The organism is Pseudarthrobacter sp. B4EP4b (assembly GCF_006680095.1).
In the GTDB taxonomy this organism is placed as follows: Bacteria; Actinomycetota; Actinomycetes; order Actinomycetales; family Micrococcaceae; genus Arthrobacter.
The window spans coordinates 1-20,751 of the sequence record NZ_VHIJ01000022.1 but is presented as its reverse complement, the minus strand read 5'-3'; the positions used below and the strand labels follow the sequence as shown (position 1 = coordinate 20,751).

Annotated in this window: 18 protein-coding genes; 14 read left to right on the top strand and 4 right to left on the bottom strand. The window is 64.4% G+C overall.

The genetic code is table 11. The features are described from left to right. Positions 1-7 precede the first annotated feature (7 nt). Both FNL14_RS07880 and FNL14_RS07875 read right to left on the bottom strand, forming a co-directional pair. The gene (locus FNL14_RS07880; RefSeq protein ID WP_142059052.1) at positions 8-1,585 is read right to left on the bottom strand and encodes a glycoside hydrolase 43 family protein; all 1,578 of its coding nucleotides are present in this window, start codon (positions 1,583-1,585) and stop codon (positions 8-10) included. Further along, complete coding sequence (locus tag FNL14_RS07875; protein WP_142059050.1) at positions 1,582-2,508, bottom strand: DUF6807 family protein; 927 nt, start codon at positions 2,506-2,508, stop codon at positions 1,582-1,584. Before FNL14_RS07875 ends, FNL14_RS07880 begins: the two co-directional genes overlap by 4 nt. Positions 2,509-2,819: 311 nt before the next feature. On the opposite strand from FNL14_RS07875, the gene FNL14_RS07870 reads away from it, so the two are divergent. The 6 genes from FNL14_RS07870 to FNL14_RS07845 all read left to right on the top strand — a co-directional run bounded on the left by FNL14_RS07870 (position 2,820) and on the right by FNL14_RS07845 (position 10,024). Continuing rightward, complete coding sequence (locus FNL14_RS07870) at positions 2,820-4,124, top strand: ABC transporter substrate-binding protein (RefSeq protein WP_142059048.1); 1,305 nt, start codon at positions 2,820-2,822, stop codon at positions 4,122-4,124. 75 nt (positions 4,125-4,199) lie between these two features. Then, on the top strand, positions 4,200-5,150 hold the full coding sequence (locus FNL14_RS07865) for a carbohydrate ABC transporter permease (protein WP_142059046.1): 951 nt from the start codon (positions 4,200-4,202) through the stop codon (positions 5,148-5,150). 9 nt (positions 5,151-5,159) lie between these two features. Beyond that, on the top strand, positions 5,160-6,056 hold the full coding sequence (locus tag FNL14_RS07860) for a carbohydrate ABC transporter permease (protein WP_142059044.1): 897 nt from the start codon (positions 5,160-5,162) through the stop codon (positions 6,054-6,056). 178 nt (positions 6,057-6,234) lie between these two features. After that, a complete protein-coding gene (locus FNL14_RS07855; protein ID WP_142059042.1) occupies positions 6,235-8,253 on the top strand; it encodes a pectinesterase family protein in 2,019 nt (672 codons plus the stop codon). 19 nt (positions 8,254-8,272) lie between these two features. Then, entirely contained in the window at positions 8,273-9,727 is a 1,455-nt protein-coding gene (locus FNL14_RS07850) for a pectinesterase family protein (RefSeq protein WP_255470738.1), read from the top strand. Between the two features lie 84 nt (positions 9,728-9,811). After that, positions 9,812-10,024 (top strand): dodecin, encoded by a 213-nt coding sequence (locus tag FNL14_RS07845; protein ID WP_091423633.1) that lies wholly within the window; start codon positions 9,812-9,814, stop codon positions 10,022-10,024. Positions 10,025-10,108: 84 nt separating this feature from the next. On the opposite strand, the gene FNL14_RS07840 is transcribed toward FNL14_RS07845, so the two are convergent. Both FNL14_RS07840 and FNL14_RS07835 read right to left on the bottom strand, forming a co-directional pair. Then, the gene (locus FNL14_RS07840) at positions 10,109-10,324 is read right to left on the bottom strand and encodes a hypothetical protein (protein ID WP_091423635.1); all 216 of its coding nucleotides are present in this window, start codon (positions 10,322-10,324) and stop codon (positions 10,109-10,111) included. 119 nt (positions 10,325-10,443) lie between these two features. Further along, the gene (locus FNL14_RS07835; protein ID WP_142059038.1) at positions 10,444-11,358 is read right to left on the bottom strand and encodes a helix-turn-helix domain-containing protein; all 915 of its coding nucleotides are present in this window, start codon (positions 11,356-11,358) and stop codon (positions 10,444-10,446) included. A 216-nt stretch (positions 11,359-11,574) separates the two neighbouring features. Here FNL14_RS07835 and FNL14_RS07830 point away from each other — a divergent pair, with 216 nt between their 5' ends. From FNL14_RS07830 to FNL14_RS23270, 8 genes are all read left to right on the top strand, one after another. Further along, positions 11,575-12,396, top strand: coding sequence for an aldo/keto reductase (locus FNL14_RS07830; protein ID WP_142059036.1), 822 nt, complete (start codon positions 11,575-11,577; stop codon positions 12,394-12,396). A gap of 24 nt (positions 12,397-12,420) precedes the next feature. Then, positions 12,421-13,392 (top strand): aldo/keto reductase, encoded by a 972-nt coding sequence (locus tag FNL14_RS07825; RefSeq protein ID WP_091423641.1) that lies wholly within the window; start codon positions 12,421-12,423, stop codon positions 13,390-13,392. Next, a complete protein-coding gene (locus FNL14_RS07820; RefSeq protein ID WP_142059034.1) occupies positions 13,386-14,414 on the top strand; it encodes an SDR family oxidoreductase in 1,029 nt (342 codons plus the stop codon). The genes FNL14_RS07825 and FNL14_RS07820 overlap by 7 nt, the downstream gene beginning before the upstream one ends. 162 nt (positions 14,415-14,576) lie before the next feature. Then, on the top strand, positions 14,577-17,129 hold the full coding sequence (locus FNL14_RS07815; RefSeq protein ID WP_142059032.1) for a rhamnogalacturonan lyase: 2,553 nt from the start codon (positions 14,577-14,579) through the stop codon (positions 17,127-17,129). Between the two features lie 29 nt (positions 17,130-17,158). Then, on the top strand, positions 17,159-17,992 hold the full coding sequence (locus FNL14_RS07810; protein ID WP_142059030.1) for an aldo/keto reductase: 834 nt from the start codon (positions 17,159-17,161) through the stop codon (positions 17,990-17,992). 133 nt (positions 17,993-18,125) lie between these two features. Then, positions 18,126-18,392: a GlsB/YeaQ/YmgE family stress response membrane protein gene (locus FNL14_RS07805; RefSeq protein ID WP_091423653.1), complete on the top strand. Its 267-nt coding sequence runs from the start codon at positions 18,126-18,128 to the stop codon at positions 18,390-18,392. Between the two features lie 120 nt (positions 18,393-18,512). After that, positions 18,513-19,007, top strand: a complete 495-nt coding sequence (locus FNL14_RS07800; RefSeq protein WP_142059028.1) for a hypothetical protein — start codon at positions 18,513-18,515, stop codon at positions 19,005-19,007. Between the two features lie 316 nt (positions 19,008-19,323). After that, on the top strand, positions 19,324-20,397 hold the full coding sequence (locus FNL14_RS23270) for a hypothetical protein (RefSeq protein ID WP_181762569.1): 1,074 nt from the start codon (positions 19,324-19,326) through the stop codon (positions 20,395-20,397). Positions 20,398-20,751: the final 354 nt, after the last annotated feature.

Here is a 20,751-nt window from a genome sequence, read left to right as displayed (position 1 = left end):
CTCGGGGTCATGGGGTTGCGGCGGCGAGTTGCGGTGCAGTGGTGCGGCGGGCGGGCGAAACGTCCACGCGCACGGGTCCCACGATAACATTTCCGCTTTCCTCCGAACCCAGTGGAGACGTGGCGAAAAGGCCCAGTTCGGCGCCTATCCACTGGCCCTTGACCACGTGGAAGTCCCAGCCCTGGACCTCCCACGGTTTCCCTGGTCCGGAACGCCAGGCGAAAGTGGCGCGCGGCGTTCCGTCGGTGCGGATCTGCAGCTCTATCCCGGGGCCCGGCAACGCAATCCTTCGGCCCAGCCGCTGCTCGTGCGGACCCTCACCCCCGCTGCCATCACCGAGGACATAGCCCTCAGCTGTCCGGATGATGCCGAGCCAGGCGTACTTCAGGCCCAGCACCACCACTCCTGCCCGGGTCCCCACCGGCACATCCTGCAACTCCAGGGAGGTGGTGAAGGTGGACGGTGTGCCCGGCAGGATCTGCCCTAGTATGTTGGGCAGCTCGCGCAGGTTCACCGGATCGTTGGCCTTCGGCTTCAAAACCAGGTGCCCTCCCCCGCACTGGTGCGCCCAGTCCTCCTGTGGGTTCGCCTGCCAGTGCCATTGCGGCCCCAGCTTCGGTGAGGAGAAGTCGTCGCTGGCCGGAGGCGACACGTCCTGGGCAAAAGTACCCAAAGGGTAGGTGTGGGCGGGCACCGGGGTGCCCGGTCCGCCGTCGGGATCCTGCTCCCCCATCCAGGGCCAGCCGTCCCCGGTCCACCCCATGGGCTGCAGGTGCACCACACGGCCGTATGGCCCGCGGTCCTGGAAATGCAGGAACCAGTCCTCGCCGCGGGGGCTGGTGACCCACGCGCCCTGGTGCGGCCCGTTGACCACGGTGTCCCCCTGTTCCAGGACGCGCCGCTCCTCATAAGGCCCGAACGGGGACCGGGAGCGGAACACTGACTGCCAGCCCGTCGACACACCGCCGGCGGGGGCAAAAATCCAGTACCAGCCCTCGCGCTTGTAGAACTTCGGCCCCTCCAGGGTGGTGTAACCGGGCAGGTCAGCCCCGTTGATCACGTGGGTTCCGTTGTCGAGGAGCCTGCTGGCATCCGGGCTCATGCGGTGGACCGTCAGCCGGTTCTTAACCCCGATCCGGCTCTGCGCCCAGCCATGCACCAGGTACGCCTGGCCGTCGTCATCCCATAAGGGGCAAGGATCAATGAGGCCGCGGCCGGCATAGAGCAGGTGCGGCTGAGTCCACGGGCCCTCGGCCTTTTCCGAGCTCAGGACGAAGATGCCGTGGTCCGGGTCCGGGTAGAAAATCCAGAAGCGCCCGTTGTGGTGGCGCAGCGCCGGGGCCCACACGCCGCTGCCGTGCCGCACCAATGAATAGTGGCTGGCCTGCGGCAGTTGGGTCAGCGCGTGGCCGATGTGCTCCCAGTCCACCAGGTTCCGGGAGCGCAGGACCGGCAGCCCGGGCACGCGGTTGAAGCTGGAGGCAATGAGGTAGTAGACGCTGTTGACCTGCACGGCGTCGGGGTCCGGCCAGTCGGCGTTGAGGATGGGATTGCGGTAGACGGGGGCGGGGATCCGGGTGGTCATGGTGTCCTGTCGGGAGAGCCGGGGTTGATTAGGGGGTGCTGGTCCAGAAGTTCCAGGGCGTGGGCGGGCGTGTGGACGTGTCCGTCATGGATAACGGCGTGCAGCGCCAGCTTCAGCGGGTTGTGGTGGTCCACGACGGCGGGCTTGGCCCACGCCACTGCCGGCCCGGCACCAAGGTAGCCCTCAGCCCGGACGAACCACGGCAGGATGTGGCCGGCATCCTGGGCGAGGATCACCGTCACGGGTGCGGCGTCGATGACCATACCGATGGACAGCCAGCGCGAGCCGGAACCGTGGGCGGGGCCTGCGCCGCTCCCTGCCTCCGACAGGACCAGCGGCTCGCGGGCTGCTGGCGGAAAGCGCCAGAAAATGCCGCCATACCCGGCTCCCTTCCTGCCTTTAACGGCCGACGACGACACCTCCAGCCGCTGTACGCCCACCGCCGGGACAATCACCGAGGACAACGAAAGGGCCCAGCTCGAGGGCCCGGTATTGCTGAAATACTGGATGCGGCGGTGTTCGACGGCTAAATCCCGGCCGCCCTCCGTGAGCCACGAGACCCGGCCTGATTCCTCCTCACTGTGTTCCTCGCCGCCTTCCTGCGATGGGGACTGCCAACCGTGCGGCACCTGCTTTCCGTGGTTGGGCAGCTGCATTGGGCCGTTGGTTGCCGTGTAGGTGGAACCGCCCCAAAAGTTGGTTCCGTTGACGTCGGAAAAGGCGATGGACAGCCCGAGATGGTGCGGGTGGTCCGCGGGTTCGGCGCCGGTGACAGCCACACCCCCCTTTGACCGCAGCGGGTGGAGATAAGGCCGGGGCGACAAGCGCGCGGGTTGTTGCAGTGAAGTGTTGTGGGTGGCAAGAGGACGCTTCTGCGGTGCAACGCCACGTGCCGCTGCAGGGGTATCGATGGGAATGGCCAAGCGGACCTCCGGTGAGGGGCAGTTCTAGGATGTGGGCATCAGCATACGCAGATCAGAAATAGATCGGCAAGCAGTTCAGAAACTTTCCGAGTCTTGCCATCCACACAAGTTTCCAAAAACGTGTTGACAGTCACAGCGTTCTCTTGTTAGAAATCGTTTACTGAGTTTCGCTTTATGGACGGTACCGCTTGGAACGGTTGGCACCCGCAGTCACGTTGGAGCGCTTGCCATTCCAGAAACTTTCCGGACATCCCGCACCGAAACCACCACCCAGCGGTTGTGGTGGAAACCCTTTAGAGAGGCGTCATTCAATGATGAAGACAGTTGGCACACCCATCTCCCGCAGGCTGGTTTTGGGCGCAGCCATCACGGCCGCCGGACTGGCCCTGAGCGGCTGCGGAGGAGGTGCAACCCCGTCGGCCGGCGGCGATGTGGAGCTCAACTTCGTCTTCTGGGGAGATGCTAACCGTGCCAAAGTGACCGAGGAGGCGCTGCGGATCTTCGAGGAGAAAAACCCCGGCATCAAGGTGAAAACCGAATACCAGGACAGCGGCCCTTACGCGGACAAGCTGGCCACCCGGTTCGCCGGTGGAAACCCGCCGGACGTGCTCGCCATGGCCAACCGCAGCCTTCTGGAGTACGCCCAGCGCGGCACCCTGGCGGACTTGAAGAGCCTGAAGGAACTGGATCTCGGCAACGTCCCGGACACGGTGCTGAGCCGTGGCGAAGTAGACGGCAAGCTCTATGGCCTTGCCACCGGCGTCACCACCATTGGCATGGTGGTCAACAAGACCATCACCGACCAGGCCGGCGTCACCATTCCGGACGACAAGACCTGGAGCTGGGAAGACTACGCGAAGTTCGCCACCGAGGTGACGCAGAAGACCGGCGGCAAGGTCTATGGCGCGGGTTACGACGTGTCCACCGAGACCGGGCCCATCATGCTTGCCAGGCAGCGCGGCGAGGATTTCTACACCAAAGACAACAAGCTAGGCGTTAGCGAGGAGACCATCCGCGACTGGTTCCAGTACAGCGTCGACCTGCGCAAGGCCGGGGGCTACCCGCCGGCGGGATTCTTCGAACAGATTGGCGGTTCCCCCGCCCAGTCCTACCTGGCCAAGGGCACGGTGGCCTCACAAATCATCCCCATCAACAACTACAAGGGCTACAACGACGCTGTTGAAGGAGAAGTGGTGCTGCTGCGTATCCCCGGTGAGACTTCCGGCGAGCGCCGGGGCTACTCTGCCGACCCCACCATGCTGTGGTCTATCGCCGCCAAATCCAAGCACCCCAAGGAGGCTGCCAAACTCCTGGACTTCCTGACGAACGACGCCGACGGCGCCGCGCACACGCTGACGCAGCGCGGCGTTCCGGTCAACCCCGAGGTTGCCGGGTCCATCACCTCCAAACTCAGTGAGGACGACAAAAAGTTCGTCGACCTGATGGCCGGGATCCAGAAGGACGATCTCGCCCCGGCTTACGTCTACCCCAAGGGTGCCAGCGTTGTGGCGGACACCCTCAAGCAACTGGCCACCGAGGTGGAATTCGGCCGTGTCACCCCGGCCGATGCCGCGAAGACGTTCCTCGAGAAGAGCAATGCAGCCATCAACAAGTAGGCGCACGGGCCTCCTTTCACAATCCGAAGCCGCCACATCCAACACCGGCACATCCGACGATAGGAGCCTGGCGCCATGTCAGTGCTGACCAAGCAAGCCCCGGGCGCGGCCGCCACCTTGGCCGCCCCGGGCGGGAAACCCGGCCGGGCACGCCTCAAGCGCAAGAACCAGCGTTCGGGCTACCTCTTCCTTCTGCCGTGGTTCATCGGCATGCTGTTCACCATCATCCCGTTCTTCGCCTCCCTCTACCTGGCGTTTACGGACTACAACCTCTTCACCGAGCCGAACTTCGTGGGCCTGGCCAACTTCCAGGCCATGTTCGAGGACCCGCGCCTCCTGCAGTCCCTGAAAGTCACGTTTATCTATACGTTCGTCTCCGTGCCCATCTCGCTGGCAGTGGCCCTGCTGATAGCCCTGGTACTTAACCGCGGCCTCCAGGGCCTGGCGATCTACCGCTCCGTGTACTACCTGCCGTCCCTGCTGGGCGGGAGCGTGGCGATCGTGATGCTGTGGCGCTACATCTTCGGCAACGAAGGCATCGTCAACGGTTTCCTGGGCCTCCTGGGAATCCAGGGCCCGGCCTGGGTCACCGACCCGGAATTCGCCCTGGGGACCCTGATCGTCCTGAACGTGTGGACCTTCGGCTCTCCCATGGTGATCTTCCTTGCAGGGCTCCGGCAGGTCCCCGCCATGTACTACGAGGCCGCAGCGATTGACGGCGCATCGCGGTGGCGCCAGTTCCGCAGCATCACCCTGCCGCTGATCAGCCCCATCATCTTCTTCAACCTCATCATGCAGCTGATCGGGTCTTTCCAGACCTTCACCCAGGGCTATGTGATGAGCGGCGGCACCGGCGGGCCGGCGGATTCCACCCTGTTCTACAACCTGTACCTGTACCAAAAGGGCTTCACGGAGTTCGAGATGGGCTATGCCTCCGCCATGGCATGGCTGCTCCTGATGATCATCGCGGTTTTCACTGCCATCAACTTCATCGCATCCAAGTTCTGGGTCTTCTACGACAATTAAGGCACCGCTATGGCTCTCCTCGAACTACCCCTCAAAAACAAGCAGAAAAAGGACGCACCCGCGGAAGATGCCTTAACCGGCACCACGGGCACCCGATTCTCCCGGCACCTCATCCTGTGCCTGGTTGGCCTGGTGATGCTCTACCCGCTGCTGTGGCTGATCTCAAGCTCGTTTAAGCCCAGCAACGACATCTTCCGGCAACTGGGGCTGTGGCCCGAAAACTGGGACTTCAGCAACTACGCCCAAGGCTGGACCGCCCTGGACCAGCCCTTCCATGTGTACCTGATCAACTCACTGATCGTGGTGGTGTTCTCGATCGTGGGCAACATCTTCTCCTGCGCCCTGGCCGCCTACGCCTTCGCCCGGATGGAGTTCACCGGCCGGAAGCTGTTCTTCGCGCTGATGCTCGGAACCCTCATGCTCCCCGGCCACGTGCTCCTGGTGCCGCAGTACATCATCTTTTCGCAGCTCGGCTGGCTGGACACCTACCTGCCGCTGATCGTTCCCAACTTCATGGCCACCAACGCGTTCTTTATTTTCCTGATGGTCCAGTTCATGAAGGCGCTGCCCAGGGAACTCGACGACGCCGCCCAGATTGACGGCTGCGGCCCCTTCCGGACCTTCCTGCGGGTCATCCTGCCGCTCTGCGTTCCGGCGATGGCCACCACCGCCATCTTCACGTTCATCTCCACCTGGAACGAGTTCTTTGGTCCCCTGCTGTACATCCAGAACCAGGACCTCTACACCGTTCCCCTGGCACTGCGGGCCTTTATGGACTCCGAAGGCCAGAGCATGTGGGGTCCCATGTTCGCCATGTCCGTGGTGTCCATTGCCCCCATCATCGGCTTCTTTATCGCCGGGCAGAAGTACCTCATCAACGGCATCGCCACCACCGGCCTGAAGTAATGCAGGCCTGAAGCAGGGCAGCCGGAAGTACTGCAGGCCTGCAGCAGCGCCATCCGAACCGGCAACGGACTGAAGCCAGTCCGGCACCATCTCCGCATGCATCATCAGCACATCAACCATCCGTGATTGCGCGTGCCCGGGCTGGAGGCTGCCCGGGCACAAAACAAAGGAGTTTTGTATGAGTTTGCGACGCCTTCTCGGCGCGGCCACCGCCGTCGCCCTCCTGGGAAGCCTGGCGGCAGTTCCCGCCGCCACCGCTGCCCCGCCCAACACCCTGCAACAATCAGGCGCCTTGCCCACCACCCCGGCCCCGTCTGCTGAAAACACGGCCGAGGCGATGTGGAAGCAGACGCCGGACGGCTTCGCCGCACTGCCCGGTTACGGCCTGGCCGGAACCACGGGCGGGCAGGCGGGCCGGATTGTCACCGCGTCCACCATCCAGGAGCTCAAGGACTTTGCCGCGGCACCCGAACCCCTGGTCATCTTCATCAGCGGCAGCCTGAAAGCCACGGACTACATCAAAATCCCGGTGGCCGCCAACAAGAGCTTCATCGGCACCGGCGCGGGCGCGGAGGTGGTGAACGCCGGCTTCAAACTCATCAACACCTCCAACGTCATCTTCCGGAACTTCACCATCCGCGATGCCTATATTCCAGGCGACTGGGACGGCAAGACCCCACAGAATGACCGCGACGGCATCCAGCTGGACACCACGCACCACGTCTGGGTGGACCACATGAAGATCCAGCGCATGGGCGACGGCCTGATTGACACCCGCAAGGACTCGGACCTGGTCACCTACTCCTGGAACGTGTTCGCGGACAACAACAAGGCCCTGGGCGTGGGCTGGACAGCCAACGCCGTAACCCGTATGACCATCCACCACAACTGGATCCGCAACACCACCCAGCGGAATTTCAGCCTCGACAACACCGCCGCGGCGCACGTCTACAACAACTATCTGCAGGACATCGGCCAGTACGGGATGATGGGCCGCAACGCCGCCAAGGTGGTCCTGGAAGGCAACAGCTTCAGCACCGTCCAGGACCCGATTGTGGCCAAGGATCCCGCCACCGAAGTGGTCAACCGGGACAACATCTTCAACGGCACCCGCGGCAGGAAGGACAACGTGGGGGCCGCCTTTGACCCATCGCAGAACTACAGCTACCAGAAGGACGACGCTGCCCGCGTTCCGGAGATCGTTGCCGCCGGTGCCGGGCCGCGGGAGAACAATGCCCCGAACAACACCACCAACATCACCGTTGCCCTTGATGGAACCGGCGACTTTGGCAGCCTGCAGGCCGCTATCGGCTCCATCCCCAGCGGCAGCACGCTCCCCCGCACCATCACCGTCAAACCCGGCACCTACCGCGAATCGGTGAACATCTGGGCCGACCGCCCGAACCTCACCATCCAGGGCGCAACGGCCAACCCGGCCGACGTCGTGATCAGCTACGACCTGCCGGCCAACGGCGTCAAGTTCTTCGGCGGCACCTGGGGCGCGGGCGGCAGTGCCACGCTCAACGTCCTCGCCGAGGGAACCACCATCCGGAACCTCACCGTGGAAAACGCCTATGACGAGGCCGCGAACGGAGGAAGCCAGGCCCTCGCCGTTCGCACGGTGGCCGACCGGGTATCCTTCGACGGCACCCGCTTCCTGGGCAACCAGGACACCTACCTGGCGGACACCACCGGCCGCGACGCCACCGCCCGCACTTACCTCAAGAACTGCTACATCGAAGGCGACGTGGACTTCATTTACGGCCGCGGCACTGCAGTACTGGACGGCTGCACTATCCATTCCCTGAACCGCGGCAGCGACACCAACAACGGGTACATCGTGGCCCCGAGCACCAAGAACTCCAACCCGTACGGCATCCTGATCGCCAACAGCACCCTGACCTCCGATGCCGCTCCGGGCACCGTCAGCCTCGGGCGCCCCTGGTTCGCCAGCAGCGATCCGGACGCTCACCCGATGGCCGTCATCCGGGACTCCGTGCTGGGCAGCCACATCGCGGTCCGCGGCTGGGCCGACATGAGCGGACATGCCTGGACCGAAGGCAGGTTCGCCGAATTCAACAACACCGGCCCGGGCGCTTACGTCAATGAATTCCATCCGCAGCTCAGCCCGGAAGAGGCCGCAAAATTCACCGTGGAAACCTTCCTCGGCGACTGGACCCCGGCGGGACGTGGTTGAGATGGCTGAAGCATCAGGAATGAGCGTCCGACGGCGGAGCCTCCTCGCGGCCGGCCTGGCAGGTGGCGCTGTGGTTGCGTCCGGCCTGCTGGGCCCGGCTGCAAAGGCCGCGGGGCCTGTGGGACTGGATGCTGGCGTCGGCTCCAACGGCTTTGCCGAAGCCGGGCTTCCGGTAGGCCAAGCTCTTGGCGGCAACGCCTGGGCCGGAGCACCCACCGGCTATGCCGGCGTCGCAGCCCATGGCCGCGAAGGCGCTACCGGCGGGACGGGAGGGGCGCTGGTCCACGCCTATACCCCGGACCAGCTCCGCACCTTCGCCAAGAGCCCTGACCCGCTGGTGGTGATCCTGCACGGCGAACTGGCCTTCCCGCAGTACGAGAAGCTGATGGTGACGTCCAACAAGTCCTTCCTGGGGGCTGGCGTTGGAACTGCGGTGGTGAATGCCGGGTTCAAGCTGGTAAACGTCTCCAACGTGGTGTTCCGGAACTTCACTGTGCGGGATTCCTACATTGCGGGCGATTTCGAGGGAAAACGCCCCGACAATGACCGGGACGGGATCCAGATGGACACCTCAACGCACGTCTGGGTGGACCACATGCACTTCACCCGGCTGGGCGACGGCCTGGTGGACATCCGCAAGGACTGTGACAACGTCACCCTGTCCTGGAACGTTTTCTCGGACCACAACAAAGCACTGGGCGAAGGGTGGACCTCCAACGTGGTCACCCGGCTCACCCTGCACCACAACTGGATCCGGAACACCCATCAGCGCAACGCCAGCCTGGACAACACCGCGGCGTCCCATGTCTACAACAACTACCTGGAGGACATTTCCAGTTACGGGATGCTGGGGCGCAACGCGGCCCTGCTGGTGGTGGAGGGCAACTACTTCCGGGATGTGCGGAATCCGCTCCATCACCAGGGGGCGGGCGGTGAACTGGTGGCGCGGGACAACATTTTTGAAGCGTGTACCGGCAACACCGGCCAGGAGCGCGGGACCGCCTTCGATCCATCGGCGGCGTATTCCTACGAGCTCACGCCAACAGCGGCGGTGCCTTCACTCGTCCGCAGCTTTGCCGGGCCGCTGGGCGGGACGGCACCTGTGGCCGCGCGCGTCATCACCGTGGCGCTGGACGGCACCGGTGATTACGCAAGCATCCGGGCGGCCGTCGGGGCGGTCCCGTCCCGCAACCCCGGTCCGGTTACGGTGCTGATCCGGCCTGGCACGTACCGCGAGCCAGCCGTGATCTGGGGAGACAGGCGCAACGTCACCTTGGCGGGAGTCACCGGAAATGCCACCGATGTGGTGCTGACCAACAGCGAGGGCGTCACCCTGCTTGTGGCTGCTGACCACGCCGTTATCAAGGACCTGACCGTCACGTCAGACACCCCGCAAGGCGGCAACGTCCTGCGCACCACCGGCAGTAACGTGTCCTTCTCCAACGTGACGGTTCTCAACGGAACATCGGGATAAAGGCTGGCCAACGTTCTTGAACTGCTACTAGTCTTCAAGAACGGCCCGCAACCGGGAGCCCCAAGGCAATCACGAGGAGCGAACTTGTCCAACCACACGTACAGCATTTCTGAAATTGTCGGCACGTCGGATCAGGGAGTGGACGACGCCGTCCGCAACGGTATCGCCAAGGCCTCCCAGACCCTGCGCAACCTTGACTGGTTCGAAGTGAAAGAAATCCGGGGGCACCTCGAAGAAGGCAAGATCGCCGACTGGCAGGTGACCATCAAGCTCGGCTTCCGGCTCGAAGAACAGTAATTTCCACACAACTGACCCGCAGTAAACGTCGCGAAAACCCGAAATGGGGACGTTAACTGCGGGTCAGTTGGGGTTTAAGCAGGACTAGTTGGCCGAGACAGTGCCGGCTGCACGCCGACGCCACACGGTGGGGACGCCGTCGAACGCCGGAAACACGTGGCCTTCGAAGAAGGACAGCACCGTGTGGGGGTCGTGGTCAGGGCTCCAGAGACCGGACACGGGGCAGTGTGAGCCGGTGGCGGTGGAGGGATTGCCGGCGGGCGAGGCCTGGCGTTCCTTGAGCAGTGCGATGCGTTTCATCGTTGAGACCATCCTTGGGTAAGCAGTTCGTGCTTCCAGCCTAGGAAAGCGGTAACAGCTTCCCAATGGGCTCCTGGCCAGAATCAGCGGGCGGAGCTGGCCAAATGTACAGCGACTTTTTACTCGCCCGTTTCCACCACGGCGGCCGGGGCCTCCGCCAGCGGAAAATGAGACTGCCCGTCCCCGTCCCCGGTGTCTGCGGCGCCGAGGCTGCCCAGCAAGGCCAGGGCGTCCGACGACGGCGAGCCGGGCCGGGCGGAATAGACCCTGAGCGTCTGGTCGGGGTCGTCCGGGAGGACAAGGTTTTCAAAGTTCAGTTCGAGGTCCCCCACGGCGCGATGATGCAGGCGGACGGTCCCGGCCGACCGGCTGGCCACGCGGTGGCCCGCCCACCACTGCCGGAAGTGCTCGCTGTTGACCGCGAGTTCGCCCACCAGCTGGTTGGCCTGCGGGTCATTCGGATGCCGGCCGACGTCGAGCCTGAGGGCCCCGGCGGCTTCGGCGGCCACCGTCTTCCAGTCGCGGAACAGCTCCCGGGCGGAGGGGTCGAGAATGAGCCAGCGGGTGAGATTCCGTTCCGCCGCCGGCAGCGCCGGGAAATCCGCGAAGAGGAGGAAGGCAAGCCGGTTCCCGGCCAGTACATCGCTGCGGCGCCCCAGCACCATGGCCGGCACGTCACCCACCGCTTCCAGCAGATGACGCAGCGCCGGGCGGACTGCCTGCGCCGGTTGCCCGCCCGCCCGCGGTGCCGCGGCGCAGTTCTCCAGCAGGTCCATCATGTGCGCATGCTCGCTGCTGCTAAGCCGGAGAGCCCGGGACACGGAATCCAGTACCGTGCGTGAGGGGTGGATGTTCCGGCCCTGCTCGAGGCGGACGTAGTAGTCCGTGCTGACTCCCGCCAGCCGGGCCACCTCCTCGCGGCGCAGTCCGGGCACCCTCCGGGCACCGGACGTGCTCCCCGCCCCGATGTCCTCCGGGCTCAGCCGGGACCGCATGGCTTTGAGGAATTTTCCGAACTCGGCGCTTTGACCCATGCAGACCATTGTGACCCGCGCAGTCCGACCGGTTCTACTGCAGGCCACCCACTTTCTACAACGAAGGTAGGACTGGCAGTCCTAGGAAAAACAAGATCAGCCTTGCTTACTGACACGGCAGCCAAAAGTGCATAGGCTCAATAGCGAGCCCGGCGGAAACCGCTTTCTCATGGTCGAGTCCACGGCACCCACCCGAGAATCATTCAAGGAGCCCCCATGTCAGAGCTGACACTGAACAACGGCATCACCATCCCCCAACTTGGTTTCGGTGTTTTCCAGGTGCCGCCGGAGGACACCCAGCGGGCCGTCGAGGACGCCCTCGAAGCCGGATACCGCCACATCGACACAGCCGCGGCCTACCGCAACGAAGCAGGCGTAGGGGCTGCCATCGCGGCCGCCGGCATCCCGCGCGAGGACATCTTCATCACCACCAAGCTCCGGAACGGCGAGCAGGACCGGGCGCAGGCGGCCTTCCAGAACAGCCGCAAAGCCCTCGGCCTGGACTACGTGGACCTGTACCTCATCCACTGGCCGGTCCCTTCACAGGGCCTGTATGTCCAGGCCTGGAAGGAAATGGAGCGGTTGTACGAAAACAACGAGATCCGCGCCATCGGTGTTTCGAACTTCCTCGCCGAACACCTGGACAAGCTGCTGGAGTCCGCAGAAATTGTTCCGGCCGTGAACCAGATCGAACTCCACCCCAGCTACCAGCAGGCGGAACTGGCAGACAAGTGCAGGAACCTGGGCATCGCCGTCGAGGCTTACAGTCCCCTGGGCCGCGGCGCGGACCTGAACGGCAATGCCGTGACCACCATCGCCGATGCCCACAACGCCACCACTGCCCAGGTGGTCCTCGCCTGGCACCTGGCCGCCGGGAACATCGTGATCCCGAAATCCAGCCGGGCAGAACGGATCCGGGAAAACTTCGCCGCTTCAGGCCTCACGCTTTCCAGCGAGGAGATCGCGTCGATCACCGCCCTGGAGTCCGGAGCACGCCTTGGCTCCGATCCCGCCGTCGCCTCCTTCACCCAGCTGTAGCAGCGCCTAACCAAAGGACTTCCCATGCAGTACACCCACCTCGGCCGCTCCGGCCTGAAAGTCTCCCGGCTCTGCCTGGGCACTATGAACTTCGGTCCGCAGACCGAAGAAAGCGATGCCCACAGCATCATGGACTCCGCGCACGGGAACGGCATCAACTTTTTCGACACCGCCAACGTGTACGGCGGTGCCGGGCACCGCGGCTGGACCGAAGAAATCATCGGCCGCTGGTTCGCCAAGGGCGGGGAGCGCCGCGAGCACACCGTCCTGGCCACCAAGCTGTACGGCACAATGACGGACCGGCCCAACGAATCAAAGCTGTCCGCGCTGAACATCCGCCGTGCCCTGGATGCGAGCCTGAAGCGGCTGCAGACGGACTACATCGACATCTACCAGTTCCACCACATTGACCGGGACACACCCTGGGACGAGATCTGGCAGGCCATCGAGGTCGCCGTGCAACAGGGGAAGATCCTGTACTCAGGGAGCAGCAACTTCGCCGGGTGGCACATCGCCCAGGCCCAGGAAGCTGCCCGGCGGCGGAACTACACCGGACTGGTCAGCGAGCAATCCATCTACAACCTGTTCATGCGGCAGGTTGAGCTGGAAGTCATCCCGGCCGCCCAGCAGTACGGACTGGGACTCATCCCCTGGTCCCCGCTTCAGGGCGGACTCCTGGGCGGCGTCCTGAAGAAGGAGCAGCAGGGCGTCCGGCGAAGCGAGGGCCGTGCCGCCGAAACGCTCAAAAAGCACCGGGACCAGATCCAGCAGTACGAGGATTTTGCCGATGAGCTGGGCCAGGAACCCGGCGACATCGCCCTCGCCTGGCTGCTGCACCAGCCCGCCGTCACGGCCCCCATTGTTGGGCCGCGGACCCAGGAACAGCTCGACGCCGCGATCCGGGCCCTTGACGTCACCCTCGACGCCGATGCCCTCAAGCGGCTCGATGACATCTTCCCCGGGCATAAGACGGCGCCGGAAGACTACGCGTGGTGAACCCACTCGTTCGCGAGGCCGATACTGTGGCGCCGAAAAGCATCCTTTTCATCGGCGGCACCGGCGTTATCAGCGCGGCGGCGGCACAACGCGCCGCCGCGCTGGGCCACCGGCTGACAATCCTCAACCGGGGCCGGTCCACCAGGCCGGTCCCGGAAGGGGTGGAGACCCTCTCCGCGGACGTCCGCGACGCCTCAGCGGTCCGGGAGGCGTTGGCAGGCCGGGAGTTCGACGCCGTCGCGGACTTCATCACGTACACCCCCGACCAGGCCAAGGCCAGCCTGGACCTGTTCGCCGGCCGCACCGGACAATACGTTTTCATCAGTTCCGCGTCCGCCTACCAGAAGCCCCCAACCCGGTTGCCGATCAGGGAATCCACGCCGCTCAAGAATCCGTTCTGGCAGTATTCGCGGGACAAGATCGCCTGCGAGGAGCTGCTTTTCCAGGCCTACCGTGAGCAGGATTTTCCGCTCACGGTGATTCGGCCGTCCCATACTTATGACCGGACCAAGATCGCCATGGTGGGCGGCTGGACGGACATCCACCGGATGCGTGCCGGACTGCCGGTCATGGTGCACGGCGACGGCACCTCGCTCTGGACGCTGACCCACAGCAAGGACTTCGCCAAGGCGTTCGTGGGGCTGCTGGGCCGCCCGCAAGCGGTGGGCGAGAGCTACACCATCACCTCGGACGAATACCTGCCCTGGAACCAGATCTACCAGCTGTTTGCCCGCGCAGCTGGAGTTCCGGAACCGGAACTGGTCCACGTCGCCTCGGAAACCATTGCCGTCCACAGCGAAGAGCTGGGCCCGAATCTCCTGGGCGACCGCTCCCACTCGGTCATTTTCGACAACACCAAAATCAAATCCCTGGTACCCGATTACTGCGCCACCATCCCCTTTGCTGACGGGGCCCGCGAGATCGTGGACTGGTATGACCACAACCCTGATCTCCAGGTGGTGGACCAGAAATTTATGGACCTCAGCGACCGGTTGACCGGCTGGGCCCGCGACGGGGCCTGAGCATCCACGCCACTGGCCTCGGCACCTGAGCTTTTGCACTGGATCTACAACGTTCTAAATACCGCCTTTTGCGCCGGCCCGCAAGGGCTTGTTTTCTGCGTACCCCTCCTACTAGGTTACTGGGGAAGCGTTTTCCCATTCAAGAATTGAAAGGATTCACTGATGAATCCAACCCGTACCCCTGCGCGCCTCCTGTCCGTCGCCGCCGTCGGAATTGCCCTCACGTTCGGCTGCCTCGCAGCCCCGGCGTCCGCCGTCGGCCACTCTCCCAAGCCGGGCACGCCCGGCGTCCAGCTGGACCATTTGGACCGCGGCCTGGTGGCCGCCAAGACATCAGAAGGAGTGTTCCTCAGCTGGCGCCTGCTCGGCCACGAAGCCACCGGCTCCTCCGCCACGGGCGTCACCGGCACGGACTTCAATGTCTACCGGGACGGCCAAAAGCTGGCCACCGTCACGGACAGCACCAACTTCCAGGACACGGCTGGAACCGCGACGTCCGAGTACCAGGTTCGTGCCGTCGTCGGCGGCGTTGAACTGGACCGCAGCGCCACCGCCACGTCCTGGGGCGGCAACTTCAAGGACATTCCGCTGAAGAAGCCGGCCGACGGCGTCACGCCCGCCGGCCAGGCCTACACGTATGCCGCCAATGATGCCTCCATCGGCGACGTGGACGGCGACGGCCAGTACGAATTCGTCGTCAAATGGGACCCGAACAACTCCAAGGACGTCTCGCAGGTGGGCTACACCGGCAACACCTACGTGGACACCTACAAAGCTGACGGCACCCTGCTCCACAGGATCGACCTGGGCGTGAACATCCGCTCGGGCGCGCACTACACCCAGTTGCTCGTCAACGATTTCGACGGCGACGGCCGGGCCGAGATGATGATGAAGACCGCCCCCGGGACCAAGAGCACCAACTTCAACGCCGACGGCAGTGTTGCCTCAGAGAACTTCATTTCACTGCTGCAGCAGGACATCAACGCCGGCTACTCAAACTCTGACGACTACCGGATGAGCGCCGCCGACTACTACCAGCACATGGTCAAGACATTCCAGGGCTGGACCGAGCACCCCGAAGTCAAGGCCGGACACTGGCCCGCCACGCTCGAAGAAGCGTTCGGTATCGCGAAGAAGTACCAGTACCCGCTGTCCCAGGCCGACGCCGAAGCCCTGACGGACTACTTCATGGACGTCTACGCCCCGTCGCGCAGCACCCGGAACAACCTGCGCGCCTTTGAAGGCTTCATCGTCTCCGGGCCCGAGTACCTCACGGTGTTCGAGGGCGCCACGGGCAAGGAACTGAAGACGGTCGCCTACAAGCCGGGCCGGCACGACGACGGACTGATGTGGGGCGATTATGCCATGGCCCGCATCGAGCCGGGCAACCGCGTGGACCGGTTCCTTGCAGGCGTCGCCTACCTGGACGGCAAGAAGCCGGCCGCGGTTTTCGCCCGCGGCTACTACACGCGCAGCACGCTCGCTGCCTACACCTGGGACGGGTCAGACCTCGCACCCGTGTGGAATGTGGATTCAGGCTGGACGCCCATGACCAACCCGTTCAACGATTCCCCGCATGGCCGCGACGGCACCGATCCCGAGTTCGGCAAGCTCACCACCCAAGGCTTCCACTCGCTGAGTGCCTCTGATGTGGACGGTGACGGCAAGCAGGAGATTGTCTACGGCTCGGCCACAATCGACGACGACGGGTCACTGCTGTACAGCTCGTTCGACACCCTGCCGGCCGGCAGCGCCGCCCCCGGCGAAGAGGCGAGACTGGGCCACGGCGATGCCATGCACGTCACGGACATCGACCCGGCCCGTCCGGGCAAGGAAATCTTCACTGTTCACGAAGGTGCCGCCTTCGCCCCCTACGGCTATGCCATGCGCGATGCCGCCACCGGTGTGGTCCTCTTCGGCGCCTACTCCGGCAAGGACACAGGACGCGGCATGATCGGCGACGTTGATCCCACCGTTCCCGGCATCGAGAACTGGGCCATCGGCATGCAGTCCGCCGACGGCGACAAGCTCTCCACGTCCACTCCGGGCACCAACATGAGCATTAAATGGGCCGCGGACATGACCACTCAGATCGTCAACGGCGCCGGGGACCAGACGCCCACCATCGATGACTGGAAGCGCGGCAGGCTCCTCACCGCAACGGACACCCGCACCAACAACGGCACCAAGGGCACACCGAGCCTGGTGGCGGATGTAGTGGGCGACTGGCGCGAGGAACTGCTGGTGCGGACCGCGGACAGCTCCGCCCTGCGGATGTACCTCAGCACCGAGGTGACCAACCACAAGCTCTACACGCTGATGCACGACCCCCAGTACCGGGCAGAGGTGGCCCGGCAAAACACCACCTACAACCAGCCCGCCTACACGGATTTCTACTTTGCCTCCGACATGGACTTCGGCAAAGTTCCCCTGCGCGCGGCCTGGCTGCCCGGCAGCGTAAAGGCACTGCAGCACGTGCTGGAAGACCTCGTAGACTCTGGAGACGTGGCCGGCCCGGTGGGCAGCCAGCTGGCTGCGAGCGTGCAGCAGGCGGCGAAAGCAGTGGAAGACCGCGATGCCGGCAAGGCATCGCAGGCGCTGAAGCGCTTCGTTGACTTCCTGGGCCAGCAGAAGGGCCCGGACAAGGTGTCCGACACCGCCCGCGTGTCCCTGACGTACAACGCCGAAAATATTCTGCGGGCGTTTGGGGGCTAGGTTCAGCCGATAAGGGAGAGACTGTTGGAATGACACTTGCACCCGTGATCAAACTCAATGACGGTAACTCCATCCCCCAACTGGGCCTTGGCACCTGGCCGCTGGACGACGATCAGGCGGCCACCGCCGTCGTACAAGCCCTGGAAGCCGGGTACCGGCATATCGACACCGCGGTGAAATACGGCAACGAGCGTGGTGTGGGGAACGGTGTCCGGGCCAGCGGCGTGGACCGTGGAGAGCTGTTCATCACCACCAAGCTGGACGGCCAGTACCAGGGCAACGACCGCGCCATTGAGGGGCTGGACGGTGCGCTGGAGCGGCTGGGGCTCGACTACGTGGACCTGCTCCTGATCCACTGGCCGCTCCCCCAGCGCGATGAATACGTGTCCACGTGGAAGACGTTCGAGCGGTTGCAGGCGGAGGGCAAGGTGCGTTCCATCGGCGTTTCCAACTTCAAGCCGGCCCACCTTGAGCGGCTTATGGCCGAAACCGAGGTGGTGCCGGCGGTGAACCAGATCCAGCTCAGCCCTGCCATTACCCGGACGGCCGAGCGGGAGTTCCACGAAAAGCACGGAATTGTCACGGAGTCCTACAGCCCGCTGGGTGGGTCCGGGGCGGGCCTGCTCGGCGCTCCCATCCTGTCCCAGCTGGCCGAAAAACATGGAAAAACACCTGGTCAACTGGTCCTGCGGTGGCATATTCAGCACGGACTTGTAACGATTCCGAAAACGGCGAATCCGGACCGGATGAGCGAGAACCTGGACATCTTCGATTTCGCCCTGGATCCGCAGGATCTCGCGGAATTAGCCATCCTCGACGAGGGGCCGGGGGCAGGCAATGATTCCGACGTGACGGGGCACTGAAACAGGCCTGAACTGCGCTTTTCGTTATCTTCGGGGTTGGCAAACAGATAGTAAGCATGATTACTATTGAGGCAGAAGGATGAAGTGCTTCCGGGATCCGGAGGCCTCCTTTACTTAGGAAGAGGAACGAAAAATGGGATTTATTGCATTTCTGATTCTCGGACTTATTGCTGGTGCGATCGCTAAGGCGATCCTTCCGGGCAGGCAGGGTGGCGGCTGGCTCGTCACGCTCGTCCTGGGCGTCGTTGGAGCACTCCTCGGCGGTTGGATCGGCGGAATGATCTTCGGCAGCGGACTGCAGGAGTTCTTCTCCCTGCAGACGTGGCTGCTGGCCATCGGCGGCGCACTCATCGTGCTGCTGGTCTACGGCCTGGTCACGAACCGCGGCGCGCGCCGCTAAGCGGAGCGCAAGCCAGGGAAACCGGCCTGGGGACATCATCCCTGGGCCGGTTTTCCCTTTCCCGGCTTCTGGGTTTCCGAGGCCGGAACTGAAAACCTTCTCACGGAGCAGGAGTTCATCATGAAAAACAAACTTCTTTTGGGTATCGGGATCGCCACCGGGTACGTTCTCGGATCCCGGTCCGGCCGGGCAGCCTACGACAAGCTGAAGGCGCGGGCTGCCGGCATCTGGGACAGCAAGCCTGTCCAGGACAAGGTGACCGTTGCTACCGAAGCCATCAAGGAAAAGGCCCCTGAAGTCGCGGATCAGCTGACTGAAGCGGCCCGCCGCGCAGGCACCGTGATCGGCTCCGCGATGCACCGTGACGGCTCGTCCGGCGACGTCAAGTCCTCAACGTCCGACGCCGGCACCACAGCAGGTGCTCCCGCCGGCACTTCCAGCGGGCTTGGCACGTCGGGTACCACCGGGACTGCTTCTGCGGCAGGCACGGCTGGTGCCGCAGGCACTCCTGCCTCGGCCGAGGGCCTTGACGACAGCCACATCCCGGCGCACAGCACGCACCCGGAAACGCTCAACCTGGATACCTCCAGCGGCGAAGCGCAGTCCAAGGCGTAGCCAACGCGCCTGCTCATGACGTGGCATTCCCCGTGTGACAAGGGAGGAGCCACGCTCATGTGCTACAACTAGATGGTTTTGCTGGCCGTCGCGATCCTTGGGGGACGCGGCGGCCGGCGGCGTTTAACCCGATTGGTGTTTTCAACTGGTGGGTGTATTCAACTGGTGGGTGTATTCAAGTGGCTGGGCCCTTTACTGGCATCTTCCCTGGCCTGGAACTTGGACCGAAAGTGCTGCGGGTGGCGTTCGCCCGGGAGTTTTCCACATAGCATCCGTTCCAGCCACTTTTGTCAGTGCCCTTTGGCAGAGTTGACCTATGGAAGCCATTGGGGAACGGCCAGAGCAGTACGGCGGTAACGTCGTTGTGCTCGGGCGGGCCGGGGTTACCACCCCTGGTACCCCTTCGGGCTTCAACGGTCCCGTGGCGGTCGGTTCCGGTTCCTTCACCGCTTCCAGTCCCCACGCCAACGCTGACTACGACGGCATCCCGCTTAGTCCCGGCTGGCCCCTTCACGCTGTACCCTCCGAGCCCACGCCGGCTGATGGCGAACCAGCCGCGTCCGCGGACACTGACTCCGCACCGACCGGACCCGCAGAGGCTGCGTCAGCACTCACCGGGCCGGCGACAGGGCCGGTTCCGGCAGATTCCTCGCCGGCCGGGGAGCCGCTGGGTTTGGCGGAGCTCGGGAGGCTGGTGGCGCAGGCTGCTGCGGTCGCGCCGTCGATACTCGCCGGGGCCAGCTACCTTGAAGCCGCCACATACGCCGGTGACGTGGAGAATCTCTCCCGGACCATGGAGTACCTACAGGTCCTCTCCGCCGGGACCGTGGACCGGACCCGCACCCAGGCCATCGCCGCCGCGGACACCGCCCGCGCCAACCGGTCCCGCACCGGCACCGGCAAGGGCTGGGTCACAGGCTGGGTCACCGGCTGGGACAACGGCATCGAAACCCTGAACGAAACAGACGCCCATTGGCCCGCCGGATCTGCACCCTGTGACACCGGGACCATGAGTGTCACCGACGGCCGGAACCGGGTGATCACCTCACCGGCCGATGACGGCTGCGCCAATACAGCAGAGTTCCTCCGCCAGCGGCTGAGGATCAGCAAAAGCGAAGCCAACCGCCGACTCGCCCTGGCAAAAGATATCCTCCCGGCCAGCACCCTTACCGGCGACACCATCCCCGCACCCCGCCAACACCTCGCCACCGCCCTCACCCCACACTCACCAACACCAGCACGGACACTCCCAACACCGAGGACAGCACCAGCACCGACGACAGCACTGGCCCCGGCAGCGAGGACACCGGGGGCGCCGGCGACGGACTGCAGGGCACAGCCGCTGCCTGCCCGGCGGTCTCGTCCCGGACCGGGACGATCATCGCCCTGACCCTGAACCGGCTCCAGCACCTCACCACACCCGAACAACTGGCCCTGATCGAAGAAAACCTCACCACCACCGCGGCCACAGCCGACCCCGACTTCCTCACCCGCGTCGCCCGCCGCTGGGCCGACACCATCGACGCCGACGGCACCGAACCCAGCGAAGAAGCCCTCCGCCACACCCAAGGCGCCTTCATCCGCAAACCCCGCCACGGCCTGCACCACATCGAAATCTTCGCCAGCACGGACCAGTTCGAACACCTCAGCACCGTCATGAACACCGCCACCAACCCCCGCACCACCACAACCCCCACCGGTCCGATCCCTGCAGGCACCTCAGGGACCACCGCCACCGGTACTG